Raw genomic sequence first — 16193 nt, forward strand, 5'->3', positions numbered from 1 at the left:
AGGGATCGGACCTGCGCGTTAGCCTCCCCGGTGGGGACGGCGATGTTCACCCATCGCTGGCCGACACGTTCTCTCCTCCCCCGTGCGGGAGGCATTGGCGGTGGCGGTGGTGCAGGATTGAGTTCGGCGGTGCCTTCTGAGGCCGGGGTGTTAGCCGCCGCCGCATGCCGCCGCCCATGCGCACGTTGCGCCCAACTGGGGGCGGCCGTCACGGTGGGCACCGCGATTGCCAGGGCGAGAATCAGGATCGGACGGAGTAGGCGCATGCGGTTCACATAGTGCCGTGCGCCCTCGGTCACGGCAACTTGTTGCCGTGGATCGAAGCCAAGTTCTCAATGAGCAATCTCACGGCCCTGTCCTTTATGCAGGCGGCCGAGGCACCAACGGGCAACTCCGCCACGGTGGCGGATCTGCCCGCGACCGTCCTTCACCTGCTTGCCGCTCCGTGCACGCAAGAGCCCATCCGGCAGGAGTTCATGCGCGAGGCCGACGCGGTGGTCGACGTCATTCTAGACCGCATCACCGATGCGCTGGCGGACGGCGACAGGGTCGAACTGCGCGACTTCGGCACGTTCTTGCGTCCCAGACCGTGAGGGGCGCCGCGCGCGCGCCTCGGAGCGGCGTAGAGGCGATCGTTCCGGCCCGAGTGCACGTGCGGTTTAAGCCTGGCAAGGCCATGCGCGAGCGGCTCGCCCTCAAGCCGGCAGACCACAAGCGCGATGCAGAGCGTCTGCTCAGGGCATCGTGATATCGCCCACGGTATCGAACGCCCCGGCCGCGGCCATCGCGATCCGCTTCTTGCGTGGGTAGCCCGTCGCCCAGAGCCTGTTGAAGAACCGGCGGGCTCCCACCGGATACACGCGTGCCCCGCCGTTCCGCGCGGTCGCGGCAGCATGCTGTGGCGCGGCGAAAACCCAGCGATGGCCGCATGAATGGCTCACGCCAAAGGCCTTAGCGATCTCCCGTATTGAGGCGTGCTCAGCCCGCGTCGCGCAAGCGCGCGGAACCCGCAGGACGGTGAACAACTCGCTACTGACCGGATGCCTGCGGTTGAGGTGACGCCCCATGAAAACCGATCCGCTCCACTCCGATGAAATGAAAGGGCCGGCCGCATGTGAACGCGGTGAACACGGAGGCGGACACGCTTGCGCCCGGAAAACACGAGGGCTCCACCGTCGCGATGAGCGGAAGCGAGACGCAGGGGACAGCTAGTCCCGTCTCGTAGGCTTTCCCGCTCAGTGCAGTTGCAGGGCCGTCAGCGCCTTGCGAACCAGCTTTTCGGCACACGGCTTCGAGATGAAGTGCGCATCCTCGGGAAGATCCTCAGCCGCCTCGGGCATGCATCCTGAGCAGACGATGATCGCCGTCTCGGGCCACCGCGACGCGACAGCGTGCGCGAGATCGACGCCCGACATACCGCCAGGCATCCGGATGTCGGTGTACAGGAGGTGGATCTTCTTACCGCAGTTCAGGTGGCCCAGGGCGATGTGAGCGCAGTCGGCTTCCAGCACCTCGAAGCCGAGGCTGTCGAGGATGGCGACCGCTTCCATGCGGATTACGGGCTCATCCTCGGCAACGATGGCAAGGCGGCGTGAAGCTGACATGAAGCTATAAAGCTGTCCGGCGACCAAGGGTTTCAGCTTGGGTGTTTTCGGGCGAGCCCTCACACGCGAGGAAGGGGCCCTTTAGATCGAGTCGCGGCAAGCCGCGGGGAGGGGAACTGCGGAGCGCCGCGGTCGTTGACCATCAGATTGGATCTGTTCTAATTCTCAACAGGACGGATCAACCGACAGACAGGAGCACCAATATGGCCAACGCGCATTGCGACAGCTGCAGGTTCTTCGACGAGCACAAGGGCAACGGTGCCGCCACGCAGGGCGATGCCGGTCTGTGCCGCTTCAACCCGCCCGTGAGCCAGCCGGCTCCGGAGTCGAAGGGCCTGTGGCCGGTGGTGTCTGCTGAAGACTGGTGCGGCCACTTCACCGCCGAGATGACTGCGGCCGAGTAAGGCCTGGCATCAGGACCGCGATCAGGGTCAGCCGCGAAGCTGGCCTTTTTCGTTTAGACACGATGTTGAGAATGAAGCTCTAGGGTGGTGCGATCGGAGGCCTGGACAACCTGAGAGCGAGCGAGGCAGTGTCCTCTAAACAGGAGGAAGCCGATGCTAAAGCCGACAGGTCACGATGCGCGCGCTGAGTGCGACCAAGGCCGCCACTGTGACTGTGGCGACCATGATGGTCTTGAGCGTCCTGGCGTCCACCGTCGCCGAGGCGCGATGTGGGTCCCGTGGCGGCCCAGGCTACCGCAAGGCGAATGGCAAATGCGCTTCGCAGCAGGACTAGGCGTGCGCACCACGCTGTTCACCCTAACCGCTGCGGCGCTCATTTCGCTGTTGGCACACACGGCCCAGGCTTCACCAGGCGCGCTCGACCGCCACGGCTGCCACGGCCACGGCGCCCGCCATCACTGCCATCGCGGCATGGCGGGCCAGCACTTCGTCGGGTGGGGCGGCGGAGGATATCGCTTCGCTCATCAGCACGGCCGCCGTTGGGGGCATCACCGCCGGCATCGCTGGCACTGAGGGCGCATGCGAGCCCTCCTCACCATCCTCGCCCTTGGGCTGGTCGGCTCGGCGCTCGCGGCTGAGCCGATCACCGGCCGCGCCTCCGTGACGGATGGCGATACGGTGGTGATCCGTGACGTACGGATCCGGCTGCACGGCATCGATGCGCCCGAGAGCGCGCAGTCTTGCAATGACGCGGCAGGCAAGTCCTACCGCTGCGGCCAGCGCGCTGCCTTCGCACTGGCGGATTGGATCGGCGAGGCGCCGATCACGTGCGAGCCTCGAGACACCGACCGTTATGGCCGCACAGTCGCGGTGTGCCGGAAGGGCGGCGAGGATCTGAACGCCTGGATGGTCCGCGAGGGCCACGCCATCGCCTATCGGCGCTACTCCTCGGACTATGTGCTGTTGGAGACCGAGGCCAGGGCCGCCAAGCGCGGGATTTGGGCCGGGGCGTTCGACGAGCCGGCGGAATGGCGGCGCGGGAAGCGCGCGGCGGGTCTCGAGAACCCTCCATCCACTAAGGCTGAGACGCAGGCCCCGGCGATGCGAGGTTGCGCGATCAAGGGCAACATCAATCGGCGCGGCGACCACATCTACCACGTGCCCGGCTCACGCTTCTATGATCGGACGGTGATCGATGAGGCGTCGGGCGAGCGGATGTTCTGCTCCGAGGCCGAGGCTCAGGCCGCAGGTTGGCGCGAGCCGAGGAACTGAGCGGCCGCTCTGATGCTCGGCAATGAGGACGCGCCGGCCGCCCGGTGTTGCGAACGCCTTGGGCACGCATGCGGGGAAGCGAGCGCTGTAGCAGATGGGCGAGCGCTCCTACAGCCCCGCCATGCCCGCGGCGTTTTGCTTGAACAGTGCTCCCGAGCGGATGTAGCCCAGGGTCGTGTCATACCGCTTGTGTCGGAGTTGGCGCTGTATCGCGTGGCCTGGCGCATCGTTGGCTGCAGCCGATGTGGCGAGACCGGAGCGGAGTGAGTGTCCCGCAAAGGCGGCGGCGCGCTCCTCGGCCTGACGCGGGGTTGCACCCTCGCGCAGGGCAAGCGCCACGATCGCACGCTTCACGATCTCCGCCACGGCAGCGCCGGTGAGGGGGACCTTCCCGATCTGCCCATGCCGGTTAATCGACCGAAAGGCCGGACCGACCTTGATCTTCGCGGCCTTAATCCAGGCGCGGAAATTTCTGACCGGGCAAGTCGAAGGGTCAGAGCCGTACGGCACGCCAACCTCGGCGCCGGCCGCGCTTTGGTCCGTCTTGGTGCGGCCTAGATGGATCACGAGGCCATCGGGCCCGTCCTCGACCCACGAGGCGCCATCTCGGCGCACGACCTCCAGCCCGGCAAGCTCCGACCGGCGTAGCGCCGCCGCGAAGCCGACGAGGATCAGTGCGCGGTCCCGCCGGCCAGAGAGTGTCTCGGGCAGCGCCTCGACGGCGCGGCGCAGCTCGGCAGTGAGGAGGGCCTTCTTCTTGTTCGGCGGCTGGCCATGCTTTCGCTGGAGGCCAGCCCAGGCGTCGCGGAACGCGGGCGCAGATGTGTCGAGCTCGAACCTGGCCACCGCGTGCGCCTGCCTGACCGCGATAAGGCGCCGGCGGAGCGTGGCGACCTTCAGCGTCCTGGCGTTCTCAATGAGGTACGCGAGCATGGTCCCCGGGTGAGCCGGGAGCGCGCAAAGATCCTGTGCCTCGCACCAGGCGGTGAAGGCTCGGACGTCACCGGCATAAGCCTTTCGAGTCGCCCCGGATCGGGCGAGCGCCGCGTAGTCTCGGGCCTGATCGGCGATGCTCGAAACCACCGCCGGCGGCGTCACGGCTGGCGCCTCTTCGGACGCCGAATTCTCAATGCAAATCAGATCGTTGGGCATGATTCTGCCTTGGCGTCGATAACGACTTATTCTCGACGGTTAGAGGGGGCGGATTGGTGCGAATGACGCGGCGCCGACGCGCCGATCCAGGGGCCGACAGTCGCAGATTGTCAGCCCCCGAGGTGAGGCTTTGCGCCTCAAACGTCTGTTGACTCCTTGGCCTTCGCCTCGACCATCGCGCGCACCTCGGCCACCTCCGCGGCCAGGATGTGGGTCTCGATCGCCCCTCTGTGCCCTTCGATCAGCCCCATCAGCGCCTCAGCATCCGACGGAGACAACTCGCCGTTGGTGGCCCCCTCCAGGATGGCTGCGGTGGCACGGGGGATATCGAGTGCTGTGGTGATCTCAGGTAGGGGGAAGGTAATCGGTCGATCCTTGCGAACCGGCATGAGCCGCTCGAAGACGAGACGCAACGCCTGCACGTCGCCCTTGAGGGCCAGCTGGATCAGCTTCTTCGTGAGGTTCTCGCCCCACTGGTCCAGCAGCGCCTCCATGAGCTGTGTGGATTTGTTTTTGGTCCCACGAGGCTTGCCTGCGGGGTTCCCGGACTTGCCGGGCGTAAAGCGGGCCATGCCTGCCCTCCCATACGAGACGGCCCGGGACGCGCCCGGGCCGCGAGTGATCTGCGCTGTGTGTTGAGCCCGCCCGGCCTCAGCCGATCTGCGGATAGGCCTCGGACCCGTCCGCGAAGTTGGCGCCGGTGGCCGGCCCATTGCCCTCTCGGAACATGTGCTTGGCGGTGTTCATCGCGATCTTGCGACCGTCGAGATACACGTTGATTGCCTGCTGTTGCCCCGCCGGCGGTCGAGGCGGCGGCGGCACCGGGGGACGGCTGGCCTGCGGGGCTGTTTCGCCGCGCTGGAGCGCCCCTCGAAGACGCGGGTTGTACCGAGACCAGTTGCCGACCCCACTCTCACGCAGGAGCGTTTGAGCCACGCGGGTCTGCTCCTCCAGCGTCGCGGACATGGCACTGCGCGCCGTGATCCCGAGACGCGGTGCGAGCCGCCGCCAGTTCGAATTGGTGATCTGGTAGTAGCCCTGCGCCGTGTGGGTCCGGTCGCCGATGTAGTTCATCACGTTGCGGCCGTGGCTCTCGGTGGCCATGATGAGGCCGAGTATGTTCCGCTCGGGAGCCGACATCGCAACCGAGTCGGGCACGTCCATCGCGGTCCCGATAGGGCCGCTGCCGCCCCCGAAGCTCGCCCGCTGGATCAGGCTGCCACCGCTGCCACCGCCGTTGAACGAGATCTGGTTCACGACCGCCTCGGAGACGATCAGCTTCTTCATGAACTCCAAGATGGAGTTCCCCAGGCTGTCCAGGCTCGATTTCGCCTGCGGTGCGGCTGTTCCGACCTCACGGGCGCCGGCGGCGACATCCTTGGCCCCCTCAGCGACCTTCTTCTGCTCCACCTGCCCCTTCTCGGCCATCTCGCCGAAGCTGTTCATGAGCCAGCCGGCGCCTGACTTGATGCTCTCCCAGATTGAACCGGCGCCGCTCTTCAGCTTCTCCGGATCAATCGCGCTGCCGGAGGGGCCGGGCTTAAGCAGATCGGGCATCTTGCCGTCGAGCGTGGCCTTGCCCTCGGCCAGCTTATTGAAGCCGTCAGCTCCCTTTTCCGCGAGCTCCTTCGGGCTGAAACCAATGAGCTCTCTCCAGGGGATCAGGGCACCGAGGATCGTGACCGTGGCACCGGCCCCGACCGCGATAGCGATCGGTGGAAGGGCCCCCACCGCCGCCGCACCGAGACCCACCGCGCCAGCCGCGCCAACACCACCAGCGAGAGCGGCTACGCTGCCGAAGGCGCTCTGCGCCGCCAGCGGGTTGTCGTGAAGCTTCTTGCCGAAGGCGCTGACCGTCTCCCCCAGATCCCGGAGAATGTTGATGGCACCCTTCACCTCGGGATCGGCCATCGTGCTCCCGAGCGTCTTGAACGTCTGGAGGAGCATGACGAGCTGCCCTCCCATGGTGTTGTTCAAAACGCCGTCGGGGTTGCTCTGAGTTTGAAACCGCTTCAGGTTCTCATCGATATTCTTTTTGTTGGCGTTCATTTCATGAAACATCTTCGCATAGTTTTTCGCGAAGCTGAGATTGTCGATCGCCTTATCGATACCTTCCTCGCTCGTGATACCCTTCTTTGCAAGCGCCGGGAGGAAAAATTCCTTGAACCAAGCGTATATGTTCTGTTTGAGAACATCCGCGCCGATGATGGATCCGGACTCGAAATCCTTCACGCCTCGACGGTTGCTGTCCTTCTGCAAGCCGAGGCCAACAAGTTCCTCGGACTCGGTCTTGTTCGACATCTGCCCTTTAAGCAGGTGCTTGGCGAACATGTAGATCGAGTCGCCGGCCGCGCCGCCGTTCATCTGCTCGGAGAACATCGGCAGCACACCGCCAACGAACTCAGGAGACCATCCCGTCGCCGTGCCGCCAGAGTGCTGTACGGCACCGAAGAGCTGCTTGCCGTTGAAGATGCCCCTGGTGCCGATGGCACCCTGCATCACGGCCTTGAAGAACTGCTCCTGTTCAGCCGCGGGGCGCGCCATGACGCCCATCTGGTCTAAGCCTCTCGCGAGGTAGCGGCTTTGACCCTTCTCCTGAAGCTTACCCTTCACCTCCTCCTGCTCGATGAGAGCAGTGAGCACGTTCATCCGCGCGACCATTGGAAGGAGGTGCCGGGCCTCGCCGTAATCACCCTTGCCGAGATCGGCCAAGTCGGTGATCGTCTTCATGTTCTCTGTTGGGTCGGTCGCCCGATTAGAGAAAGCTAGGGCATAGGCGAGCTGCTTGTTCTTAGCGATCTCAGCGTTAAGCTGATCTCGCGACATTGGCCGGCCGTGATCGAGGCCGCCCTGGACACGCTGGATCTCGGCGACCTGATCGACCCCGCCAGCCGCCTTCAGAGCCTCCTCGAGATAATGGATCGAGACGGTTGGAGCGCCGATCGCCGGATATGTTCCGACGATGGCGCCGGCCTGGTGTGCTCCGGGACCGTGTCGATGCGCCCGCGGGCTGTGACCGCCGGAGCCCCCACCGTACCGGATCGAGCGACCGCCACCTCCGCCGCCCGAGACCGACGGCATGGACGGCAGACGCATGGCGTTGGCGACCTGCTCCATCTTCCGCAACGCGGCGGTCGCGCGTGAGATGCGCCCCTCCCACGCCTCGAAGGACTTCCCGACCCCCTTGGCCGCCGTGCCGACGCCCTGGGTTGCCTTCCGTGCCTCCCGCAACTCCTTCGCGCTGGCGGCCGCCCAGCGCACGACGTCGTTGGCCGGGGCCTGGCCGCCCTTATGCGTCTTGAGCCGATCAATCGCGGCGACGAGGCGGTTCTCCTTCGGGACGCCGGAGGTGATCAGGGAGACGCACGAGATGAAGCCTGGGTGCCGGATCAGTTTTTTACGGTCTGGCGCTCCTGAGCGTCCTGCGCCTCGGCCTTCGCCTTGGCGGCCGCGGGCGAGTCCTCGGTCTCATCGTCCGCGCCTCTGCTCATCTCATGGACCACGAGCGCGGTGACGCCCTCCTCTCCGAGCCGCTGTGCCAGCGCCTCGAACCGCAGGTCGGTCTCGGGGATCTGCACCGGATCGCCGTCGATCGATGCCACGCGCGCGAGGCGCATGCAGAACGAGAAGAACGGGGAGTTCTCGCCACCGAGGCGCCTCAACAAGCGCATCTGATCGAGCACGGTGAGCTCGCGCAGCCCGATGGTCCGGCCGCGGCTGTCGCGGACCGAGAGGGGCGAGGGTGCCGCAGCGGCGGCGGCGGACGGGGTGTCGGACGAACGAACGGTGATCTGGGCCATAGGTTTTCCTCGAAGGGTGAGAGAAGCTGGTATCGAGCGGTCGAGCTCGATCGCGCCGGTCATGGACCGGCGCGCTCTGGCAGGATGGTTCAGAGGGCGAGAGCCAGGCGCCGATTGGTCTGGGCGAGGTCGGCTATAAATTTCGCCACGGCCGGCGAGACGTCGATGAGCCAAGTTCGGAAGGCGGCTTCGTGCGCCGGCGAGACGGCCTCGGCCTCGTACCCGGCAGCGAAGAGGTCCGCGAAGGCGACCATACGGCCGAACTCGTCGGCCAGCGCCCCGGCATGGGGGGTGAAGTCCCGACAGAGCTCGTTGGTCGGGATGTGATCGTTGAGTGGCGTGCAGGTCATCGTGCACGATCCGTCGGCCGACATCGTGCGTTCGATGACGCAAGATGGTTCGGCGACTCCGGGGGCGACTGGCGACGCCGTAAGGCCATCAGCAGAGACGAGGGCCGCTCCGATGAGAGGGTCGATAGTCTTCTGGATGATTTTGCCGGTCCGGAGGATAACAGCAACCTCTTCGGTGATGGTGTTGATCAGAAGTTTCTTCGGAATAGTATGGCTATGCATAAGAAACTCACAAGTAGTCATGCGAAAGCACCCGCTCGGCCGGCGAGCGAGTGCGGTGGGATCGAGCCGGATGGCGCGACGTGGGGAAGGGGAGGATGGGACGCTGCCGTTCGGGACGGCGAGGGCGTCTGTCTCAGCCAGGCTGAACGCCCCCGCGCCGTGGCGGGCAGATGTCTCGCCGAGGAGCGTGAGCAGGCGTTGCGCCTTGTCGTGAACGGCGAGGGCGGGGCTCGGGGAGACCCGAGCGGAAGCCACTCGCGTCGGCTGGCGCGAGGGCTGGAAGGGACGTGGAGGCTGAGCGGCGAGACTGCGGACGGCCCGTCGCCTGGACTCAGTGCACAGCTCGCTTGATCGAGACGTTGGACGAGAAGTCCGTGGTCGGCTTGCCGTAGGCGGCGCCCTGGCTCACGTTGATGGTCGAATTGTAGACCCAGAACTTGATGACATCCCCGGCCACCAGCGCGATCGACGCGGCGGTGAAGTTGCCGGACACGTCGTTGTTCTGGCTGACGGCGCCCGCGTTGGTGTTCACCGTACCGTTCGGTCGGACCGTGCTGTTTGCCGGGAGCGTGGTGCTGGAGTAGCCGTCGTTCTTGGTCACGTAGAGCTGGATCGCATGGGGCAGCCCCGGCGATGTGCTCATGTTCACGTTGAGGAAGAAATCGTAGACGCCATCCTCGCCCTGCCCGCAGGTGAACACGCCCGCCTGGAAAGTCGAGGTCGAGAACGTGAACTTATCCTGGGCACTGAAGCCGGTGATCTGGCAGGTGATCTGGTCGATGAACGTCTGCGGGATGCCGTGGGCCGCGAGGCCGAGCGGCAGAAGCGGGGCGACCGCCGCCTGGATGGCAGCAGTCGAGACCCCGGTGGATCCTAGGCGCAGCACGCCCCCGAGGATGTGGCCGCTGGCGAAACAGCCGCCCGGCAGTTCCCCGCCCGACAGCGCCACGCCGGCCGAGGTCTGGACCGGGTAGGGCGTGCCGTTGATCGTGATCTGGGTCGGGGCGGTGTTGGCGCTCGATCCCTTCTTGAAGCGAACCGGCGTGCCATCCAGCAGCGGGTTCGGCGTATAAGCCGGCAGCGTGATCGCTAGGGCGTTGGCCGTGCCGGTGTCGGGCGCATAGTTCCCGCCCTGCGCTTGGATCGCGGCGCGGATCTGCGGCAGCTTCAGGTCGAGGAACGGGGCGCCGGGGTAGAGCGCGATGTTGGCCGACGTGATCTGGGTGGCGCCGTTGGGCACGGTGATGACGTAGAGACCGACATAACCAGGGTCGGGGCTCGGCGCCTGCTGTGACCCGGTCGCGGCGGCCGTGCCAGGCTTGAGCCCGACCACGCACAGCGACTGGCGCAGCGTCAGGTCCCTGTTGCCGGAGTTGTTCGGCCCATTGAACGGCAACGCCGGGTTCGCAGCATTGTAGTACGGCAGGACCGTGAAGCTGTCCGCTTCGGAGTAGGCCGCCTGCACGAGATAGATCTGGCTGTAACCGGCCGCGGCCGGCGGCGTGATTACGAGCGTTGCACCGGGCTCTTGGAGGAGCCCCTGCTTCATCGTGAAGTGGGTCGTGTCGATGCCGAGGTCGCTGAATGCCGCGCTCGGGTCGATCGCGGCGTAGGTCATCAGCGAGCCGGTCCCGACCACGAGCGAGAGCGAGGCCGGGATCGTGGCCGAGATCGCGAGACCATCGACCACCGTGCCGTTGCCGAGCGCGGCCTGCAGCGCGTAGCCGAGGGCCACGAGCTTCCGCCTCCGTCTCCCACAAGGGCAAGAGCGGCGATGATCTCTGATCGGTCCAACCCCGCCCCTCATCCGCGCGGAGGCACATATGGCCAGCGCTCTTCAAAGGAAGATGCGGAAAGACCTTGCCAAACTACGAGAGATCATTGCCAGCAGGCGTGAGGCTCAGGGCGTAGTTGTCATTTGGCAGCGCAAAGATAGCGATCCAAGCGGTATCCAGCGGGAGATTGATACCGCTGCGGGCCGCCACGTAATCGTCGTGAGCTTCATCGGACCAGATGGCGGCGATGAACTTGGGATGGGCCCACTGGATCCAGAAAATGGTGACTATGAAGACGATCATGAGTGATAAAACCCGCGACGTGACGAGTTCACCCGTCGGTCGAAAGCGGTACGATGCGCGGCGCGTCCGCAAGCTAATCTGCATGAACTCTCGCATCGAAGCCGTTGGGGCCGAGATATTTGCGTTCAAATCCGAATTGGACCGGACTGACAATCTCCTCGTGGCGGTCGGAGATCTGTACGCAGCAGATCAAACCCGGACCCGAGATGATGCGACCATTATTAAGTGGACGGACAAGGCTATCGTCGGCTATCGGCAGATGACCGTCATACTTACTCAGCTCAATCATCTGCTTTCAGATGATCTTTAACAAAACCATGGCGCGGTCACTGGCAAGAAAGTCTTAGAGGATGTTGATGAACTACAGTGAGCGCAGAGCTCGAGAACGTGCGTCCAGGCCGATGGAGATCTGACACCGGCCGAGGCTAGCGACCTCGCCAAAATGGTTCACGCCCACATCGAGGCGATCCGCACGGTCGACTTCGCCGAGTGTGGTCCGGCAGCGCCTCCTCCTCGCCGCGGGCCTGCGCTGGGATCGGTAGAGCCCTGCCCTTCTGCCGCCAGTCCCTCACCGGCATACTCGCACACCAGGGTACGCGATGATCAGAACCGACACCCTCGACCCGACAAGCGAAGCACTTCCGGCGCCATGCATGGCCGCTCCCGGACTGGAAATGGCGCCGGGATTGGTCTCGGCCGACCTGATGGCTGAGGTGTGCCGGGCCGGCGGCGCATTCGTCACCCATACGTTCTGCCCGAGCGATCTCGCGGGAGCACATCTGACAAGGCCGGTATCGGCCGATCCTGCGCCGTCCGCGAGCTAGCGCGGGCGCACCCGCGGCGGGCCTGAGACGAAGCTCGAGCCTGACACGCCACCACCGTACGCCCCTCACAGCCTCCGCGCTCGCCGACGCGGATCGCTCTCGCTTGAGCCCCGCTCAAGCCGCCCTGGGCCGCATCCGGCCGGGCCGCACTCGGCTGCTTCCACGCATCCCCTTGGAACCATCATGGATCGTCAGGTAACTCAGTTCGGGGCGCTGATCCCGAACAGCACGCTGCTCGGCGGCGAGAAGGCGAACCGATCACCGCTGACGTCCACCTCGCCAGATGCGCCCTGCAAACCGTGCTTCGGTTTGACGGTACCGGTCGAAGCAGCCCGAGGCAGCATCCCGCTGATCGGCGGCGCGCTTCCAGGGGTGAGGTTCGGGCCACACCTGTTGGGTTGCAGATGGCCGACATGCAGCCTGCGATGATAACTGCGGGGCGGTCACAGCCGAGAACCAGCGTCAGCCATCAAGGCTTCGTTCATCGCCTCCCACCGCTTTTCCGTGCCACCTGCAGTATGCTGCGAATAAGGACAGAGTTTTTGGATATGATCGTTGGCTAAGGACATTAATTTCTGATGGCGGAACCGGTGGTTTTCATCACCTCCATCCTTCTTGTTCATCGCCCAGCCCCGAATGCCGACGAGCCGCTGATGCAACGGAGCTAATTTTACCGTCAGGTCTTCGATTTCCTGAGCGAGGATCTGGAGTTCCTCAGTCAAAACGTTCGTGCATTCGATCTGTGCGGCGGTTGTCGCCGCATTCAAAATACCGGCTGCTCCGATCATGTCATCCGCGATCTTGGCCCTGGCCGAGCCGCCGGCGGCGACACGTGCATTCGCAGCCACCAGGGCGAGCGTGAGTTCCATAGCCCGCTCGCCCCCCTCGTTTGCAGCGAGTTCGCTCGAGAGGTGGGAGACCTCCTGACTGGCTCGACCCAGTTTCCGATCGGCTTCCGCGAGAGCGGCCATGCGGGCAGCGGCCTGATCACGCTTGGCGAGGCAGGCTGCGAGGATTGCGCGGGCGGGGCTCAGCGCATCGGCCACGGCTTCGTTCTTCTTCATGAGATAAGCTCGACTTTTTGAGGACGGTCCGTCGGCTTAGGCGCGACGGGTCGATCGCCGGGGCCGAGGGCCAGCGGCATCGATGGCTGTGGCGATGCGTTTGTGCACCGCAGCAGAGGGGATTGGTCGTTCCACAGGGCTTGCCCATGCGGAAAGGCAGGACCTGGAACAGCCCCGCTCCGAGGCTTGATTCCAATTAAGTGGTGTTGACCTATGGAACGATCCGAGCCTCTATGTCTCAGACCCTAGTGGAACGAACCCAACCGGATCCCCACCATGCTCGTCGGCTACGCCCGCACTTCGACCCTGGAACAGGGGGCCGGCCTTGAGGCACAGGTGCGAGACCTCAAGGCGCTCGGGTGCGAGCGGCTGTATCAGGAACAGGTGTCTTCGGTCGGGGGGCGACCGCAGCTCGAAGCTGTCCTCGATTTCGTGCGGGACGGGGATACCCTCGTCGTGACGAAGCTCGATCGGTTAGCGCGATCCGTCTCGCACCTCGGCACTATCCTCGACGCGCTCACGGCCAAGGGCGTCGCTCTGCGGATCGTCAGCCTCGGCGTCGATACCTCGACTCCTACAGGCAAGCTTATGCTCCACGTTCTCGGAGGTGTCGCCCAATTCGAGCGGGAGATGATGCTTGAGCGCCAGCGCGAGGGCATCGCCAAAGCCAAGGCCGGTGGCCTCTACAGGGGCAGGAAGCCGACTGCCCGGGCGAGGGCTACGGAGATCGAGAAGTTGGCAGCCGATGGCCTAAGCATGGCGAAGATCGCCAAGCAGCTGGGCATCGGTGTTGGCAGCGTACACCGGGTCATAGGCAAGCCTCGGCCCGCAGTAGTGTCAGGCAGCGCGTCCGCTTAAGGCAATCGAGCAGCTGCACAGGCAAGACGCTTTCCGAGCTTCTCGACCACCACGGCGAGGGGCTCGACACGCTCGGCCAGCTTCGTCAGGGCGCCGTCCTGCTCGGCCATCCGGGCCATCAGGGCAGCATTCTGAGGGGCGGCGGCCGCACGTGCCTTGGTCAGCGCAGGTGCTCCCTCGGCCTTCTGGGCCGTGACGCGGGCGACGAGCTCATCGATCTCCTCAGCTGCCATCTCCTTGAAGAGCGGCACGCCGGCGAGTAGCCACGCCTGCATCTTAGCCGGGACCGGGGAGGCATCGCCCTCGAACTCAACCTCCGACTTCAGGTCGGAGACGATGTGGGCGAGGGACGACAGCACGTCCGCGAACGAGCGGACGGTGTACATCCCCTTGGCGAAGTCTTCGCCGCCGGCGGCCTTGGTCCGCAGGTTATAGGGTGTGCGGATCATCTCGCGCGTCCTTGTCATGGATGGTGGTAGGGATGGTGCTTCCACCCGGTAGCCCCAAGGGAGAACGGGTTCACTCCTGAGATCCTGTATGCGTGGCCGAGTTCACGCCTGGACGCGTCCACGGATCGACGCCGGCAGCCTAGCGCGCGTCACGCTGCCATACGCCCGGCATCTGCTGCTATGGCGATCGCCTCAAGATCGACCAGGAGCGGGGCGAGGGCGGCCGACTGGGGCTCGCTGCGTTCCGCCAGGAAGCCGCGCAGCGCGGCTGCCCCCTTTGCTGCCTCGACGCGGGCGGCCGCCATCATCCGCTCGCGCCCACTCTGACGAGGTGCGATATCAGCGACCGGGGCCGGCATCTCGCCCCGAGCCCAGGCGGCCAGCGCCGAACCGTGTGCCTCGCCGAGCTGTTCGCCATGGCGGAAGATGTCTCGGTGACACCCTTCCATCTTCCACGACTTTGGGTCGGACAGATCAATGTACCCCTTCCGCTCCGCTTCCAGCCGGAACGAGACCGTCACTTCGAAGGGGAAGGTCTTCGACGTGATCGACTTGAACAGCTTGGTGTTGGGTGGGACGAACGTCTCCTCCCCGCGGATCGAGAACACGATGGGGATGCGCCGCTGGAGCAGGGCGTACACCATGGCCTTATGGGCCATCTTGGGCTTAACCCACGACTGCCCCTTCTTGCTGTCCTGGCCGCCGAGCTTACGGTGCTCCTCGGCCTGCCAGTCCAACACGCCGCCGAGACCGACCCACTCCATGCTGAAGCTGTCGATCACGAGGGCCGCGTAGCCGGCGCGCTCCGCAGCCTCAGCCGCCTCGGCGAACCGCTCTGGCCGGAACGGCGCCTCCATCACGGATGCATCAAACGCGAAATCGCGCTTGAGGTGCAGCGTCCGGCCGCCCTCGGTATCCAGGACAGCGATCTTGCCCTCAGGGCCAGCGATGCCACGGGCGAGGCGGAGTGCCGAGTAGGTCTTGCCTGAATTCGTCCCACCGGTGAGCGAGACGAAGACACCGGCCCGCTCAGTGAACGAGGCCGCGGGGGCGAAGGTGAAACTCATGCAGCACGATCCCAGTCGAGCGGGCGGAAGGGCGAGGCGTTGAGATCGAAGTTGACACGGGCGAGGGTCGGCTCACCTTCGCGTTCGCCCCAGCGCTTGGCCGCCCAGTCGGGGAATTCCGGCCGGATGATCTCGGCGGGGTAGCCCGGCCACACATCAGAGGTGCGAGCCTCATTCCAGCGATGGAGCGCCACGGCCAGCTTGCGACGGCCGATGTGCAGCGTCGCTGCGTCAATCTCCGCGACCGTGACGGCGTTCGGCGCCTCGTTTTCGCAGAACACCCACCGGAAGCTGACCCGGCCGGACATGCGAGGGAACAACCGCTCGGCCACGTCGACATAGAGCGCGGCCTGGACCTCCATGGCCATGCCTTCGATGCGACGACCGAGATCCTGCGGCGCGGCGCTTTGCTGGCCGGTCTTCACGTCCCACAGGATGATACGGTCGCGCCGGACCTCTATCCGGTCGAACATAGCTCGCAGCCAAGCGCCCGAGGGATGCCGCACGATGCCCACGACCTCCGCTGGGGCATCAAAGAAACCCTCGCAGTCAGGCACGCGGGCGAGGCGGCCCGTGACACGTCTAGCAAGCGTCGCAGCGGTGGCGTGATCCAATCGGAGGACAGGGGCCTTGCCGGCGGTGACGGCCGCAGCCCGGGCTTCCTTGGCCGCCTTGGTACGCCAGTCGTCCGCATCGACCACGACGAGCTCGGCGCCGGCGCCGAGGATCAGGCGGTGAGCAGCCGTGCCGGTCTGCATCGCCCGGCTGCTCTCGGCATCTTCAGCGTCGGGGGCGCGGCCTAGCCGGGGGTGCATGGCGTAGGCGTGCTCGGCAGATTTCTCTACGAGCACCTTAGCCAGCGAAGACGATAAGCTGGGCTCCGGCGCTGGATCCGAATGGTAGACATCCGCAGGCATGCGGAAAAGGCCCGGTCCAACCACAAGGCCGGCGGGATGGTCGATGATATCCATGAGGAATCCTCAGGCGGCGCACGCGAGTGCGGCGTAGGATGTGAGGAGGTGGCGGCGATCCACGCTTGGCAGGCGTTC

Annotated in this window: 18 protein-coding genes; 6 read left to right on the forward strand and 12 right to left on the reverse strand. The window is 65.4% G+C overall.

All coding sequences use genetic code 11. The features are described from left to right. Positions 1-335: 335 nt before the first annotated feature. Positions 336-593 carry an HU family DNA-binding protein gene (locus MKK69_RS16325; RefSeq protein ID WP_243969448.1) on the forward strand — a complete coding sequence of 86 codons (258 nt, stop codon included), beginning with the start codon at positions 336-338 and terminating at the stop codon, positions 591-593. Between the two features lie 141 nt (positions 594-734). Here MKK69_RS16325 and MKK69_RS16330 read toward each other — a convergent pair whose 3' ends face one another. Both MKK69_RS16330 and MKK69_RS16335 read right to left on the reverse strand, forming a co-directional pair. After that, positions 735-1067, reverse strand: coding sequence for a hypothetical protein (locus tag MKK69_RS16330; RefSeq protein WP_243969450.1), 333 nt, complete (start codon positions 1065-1067; stop codon positions 735-737). Between the two features lie 168 nt (positions 1068-1235). Then, complete coding sequence (locus MKK69_RS16335) at positions 1236-1604, reverse strand: response regulator (protein ID WP_279598431.1); 369 nt, start codon at positions 1602-1604, stop codon at positions 1236-1238. A gap of 203 nt (positions 1605-1807) precedes the next feature. Between MKK69_RS16335 and MKK69_RS16340 the strand changes: the two genes are divergently transcribed. Then, positions 1808-2008, forward strand: coding sequence for a hypothetical protein (locus MKK69_RS16340; RefSeq protein WP_243969454.1), 201 nt, complete (start codon positions 1808-1810; stop codon positions 2006-2008). 579 nt (positions 2009-2587) lie between these two features. After that, positions 2588-3280 carry a thermonuclease family protein gene (locus MKK69_RS16345; RefSeq protein ID WP_243969456.1) on the forward strand — a complete coding sequence of 231 codons (693 nt, stop codon included), beginning with the start codon at positions 2588-2590 and terminating at the stop codon, positions 3278-3280. 108 nt (positions 3281-3388) lie between these two features. Here the strand turns inward: MKK69_RS16345 and MKK69_RS16350 are convergent, their stop codons facing one another. The 6 genes from MKK69_RS16350 to MKK69_RS16375 all read right to left on the reverse strand — a co-directional run bounded on the left by MKK69_RS16350 (position 3389) and on the right by MKK69_RS16375 (position 10539). Continuing rightward, positions 3389-4432 carry a tyrosine-type recombinase/integrase gene (locus tag MKK69_RS16350; protein ID WP_243969457.1) on the reverse strand — a complete coding sequence of 348 codons (1044 nt, stop codon included), beginning with the start codon at positions 4430-4432 and terminating at the stop codon, positions 3389-3391. A 137-nt stretch (positions 4433-4569) separates the two neighbouring features. Next, the gene (locus MKK69_RS16355; protein ID WP_243969459.1) at positions 4570-5004 is read right to left on the reverse strand and encodes a DUF5681 domain-containing protein; all 435 of its coding nucleotides are present in this window, start codon (positions 5002-5004) and stop codon (positions 4570-4572) included. A gap of 79 nt (positions 5005-5083) precedes the next feature. After that, positions 5084-7693, reverse strand: a complete 2610-nt coding sequence (locus MKK69_RS16360) for a transglycosylase family protein (RefSeq protein WP_243969461.1) — start codon at positions 7691-7693, stop codon at positions 5084-5086. 128 nt (positions 7694-7821) lie between these two features. Next, on the reverse strand, positions 7822-8295 hold the full coding sequence (locus tag MKK69_RS16365; protein ID WP_243969463.1) for a hypothetical protein: 474 nt from the start codon (positions 8293-8295) through the stop codon (positions 7822-7824). A 26-nt stretch (positions 8296-8321) separates the two neighbouring features. Further along, the gene (locus MKK69_RS16370) at positions 8322-8582 is read right to left on the reverse strand and encodes a hypothetical protein (protein ID WP_243969465.1); all 261 of its coding nucleotides are present in this window, start codon (positions 8580-8582) and stop codon (positions 8322-8324) included. A 553-nt stretch (positions 8583-9135) separates the two neighbouring features. Then, positions 9136-10539, reverse strand: a complete 1404-nt coding sequence (locus tag MKK69_RS16375; protein ID WP_243969467.1) for a hypothetical protein — start codon at positions 10537-10539, stop codon at positions 9136-9138. Between the two features lie 88 nt (positions 10540-10627). Between MKK69_RS16375 and MKK69_RS16380 the strand changes: the two genes are divergently transcribed. Continuing rightward, a complete protein-coding gene (locus MKK69_RS16380) occupies positions 10628-10888 on the forward strand; it encodes a hypothetical protein (RefSeq protein WP_243969469.1) in 261 nt (86 codons plus the stop codon). After that, positions 10881-11192, forward strand: a complete 312-nt coding sequence (locus tag MKK69_RS16385; RefSeq protein ID WP_243969471.1) for a hypothetical protein — start codon at positions 10881-10883, stop codon at positions 11190-11192. The genes MKK69_RS16380 and MKK69_RS16385 overlap by 8 nt, the downstream gene beginning before the upstream one ends. A gap of 957 nt (positions 11193-12149) precedes the next feature. Here the strand turns inward: MKK69_RS16385 and MKK69_RS16390 are convergent. After that, entirely contained in the window at positions 12150-12770 is a 621-nt protein-coding gene (locus tag MKK69_RS16390) for a hypothetical protein (RefSeq protein ID WP_243969473.1), read from the reverse strand. Positions 12771-13046: 276 nt separating this feature from the next. Here MKK69_RS16390 and MKK69_RS16395 point away from each other — a divergent pair, with 276 nt between their 5' ends. After that, a complete protein-coding gene (locus tag MKK69_RS16395) occupies positions 13047-13628 on the forward strand; it encodes a recombinase family protein (RefSeq protein WP_243969475.1) in 582 nt (193 codons plus the stop codon). Here the strand turns inward: MKK69_RS16395 and MKK69_RS16400 are convergent. From MKK69_RS16400 to MKK69_RS16410, 3 genes are all read right to left on the reverse strand, one after another. Continuing rightward, positions 13625-14077 carry a hypothetical protein gene (locus MKK69_RS16400; protein ID WP_243969477.1) on the reverse strand — a complete coding sequence of 151 codons (453 nt, stop codon included), beginning with the start codon at positions 14075-14077 and terminating at the stop codon, positions 13625-13627. The two genes, MKK69_RS16395 and MKK69_RS16400, sit on opposite strands and share 4 nt — an antisense overlap. A 149-nt stretch (positions 14078-14226) precedes the next feature. Beyond that, complete coding sequence (locus MKK69_RS16405) at positions 14227-15144, reverse strand: AAA family ATPase (protein WP_243969479.1); 918 nt, start codon at positions 15142-15144, stop codon at positions 14227-14229. Then, positions 15141-16115 (reverse strand): PD-(D/E)XK nuclease family protein, encoded by a 975-nt coding sequence (locus tag MKK69_RS16410; protein ID WP_243969481.1) that lies wholly within the window; start codon positions 16113-16115, stop codon positions 15141-15143. Before MKK69_RS16410 ends, MKK69_RS16405 begins: the two co-directional genes overlap by 4 nt. Positions 16116-16193 lie beyond the last annotated feature (78 nt).

Source organism: Methylobacterium sp. J-026 (assembly GCF_022829585.1).
GTDB lineage: Bacteria > Pseudomonadota > Alphaproteobacteria > Rhizobiales > Beijerinckiaceae > Methylobacterium.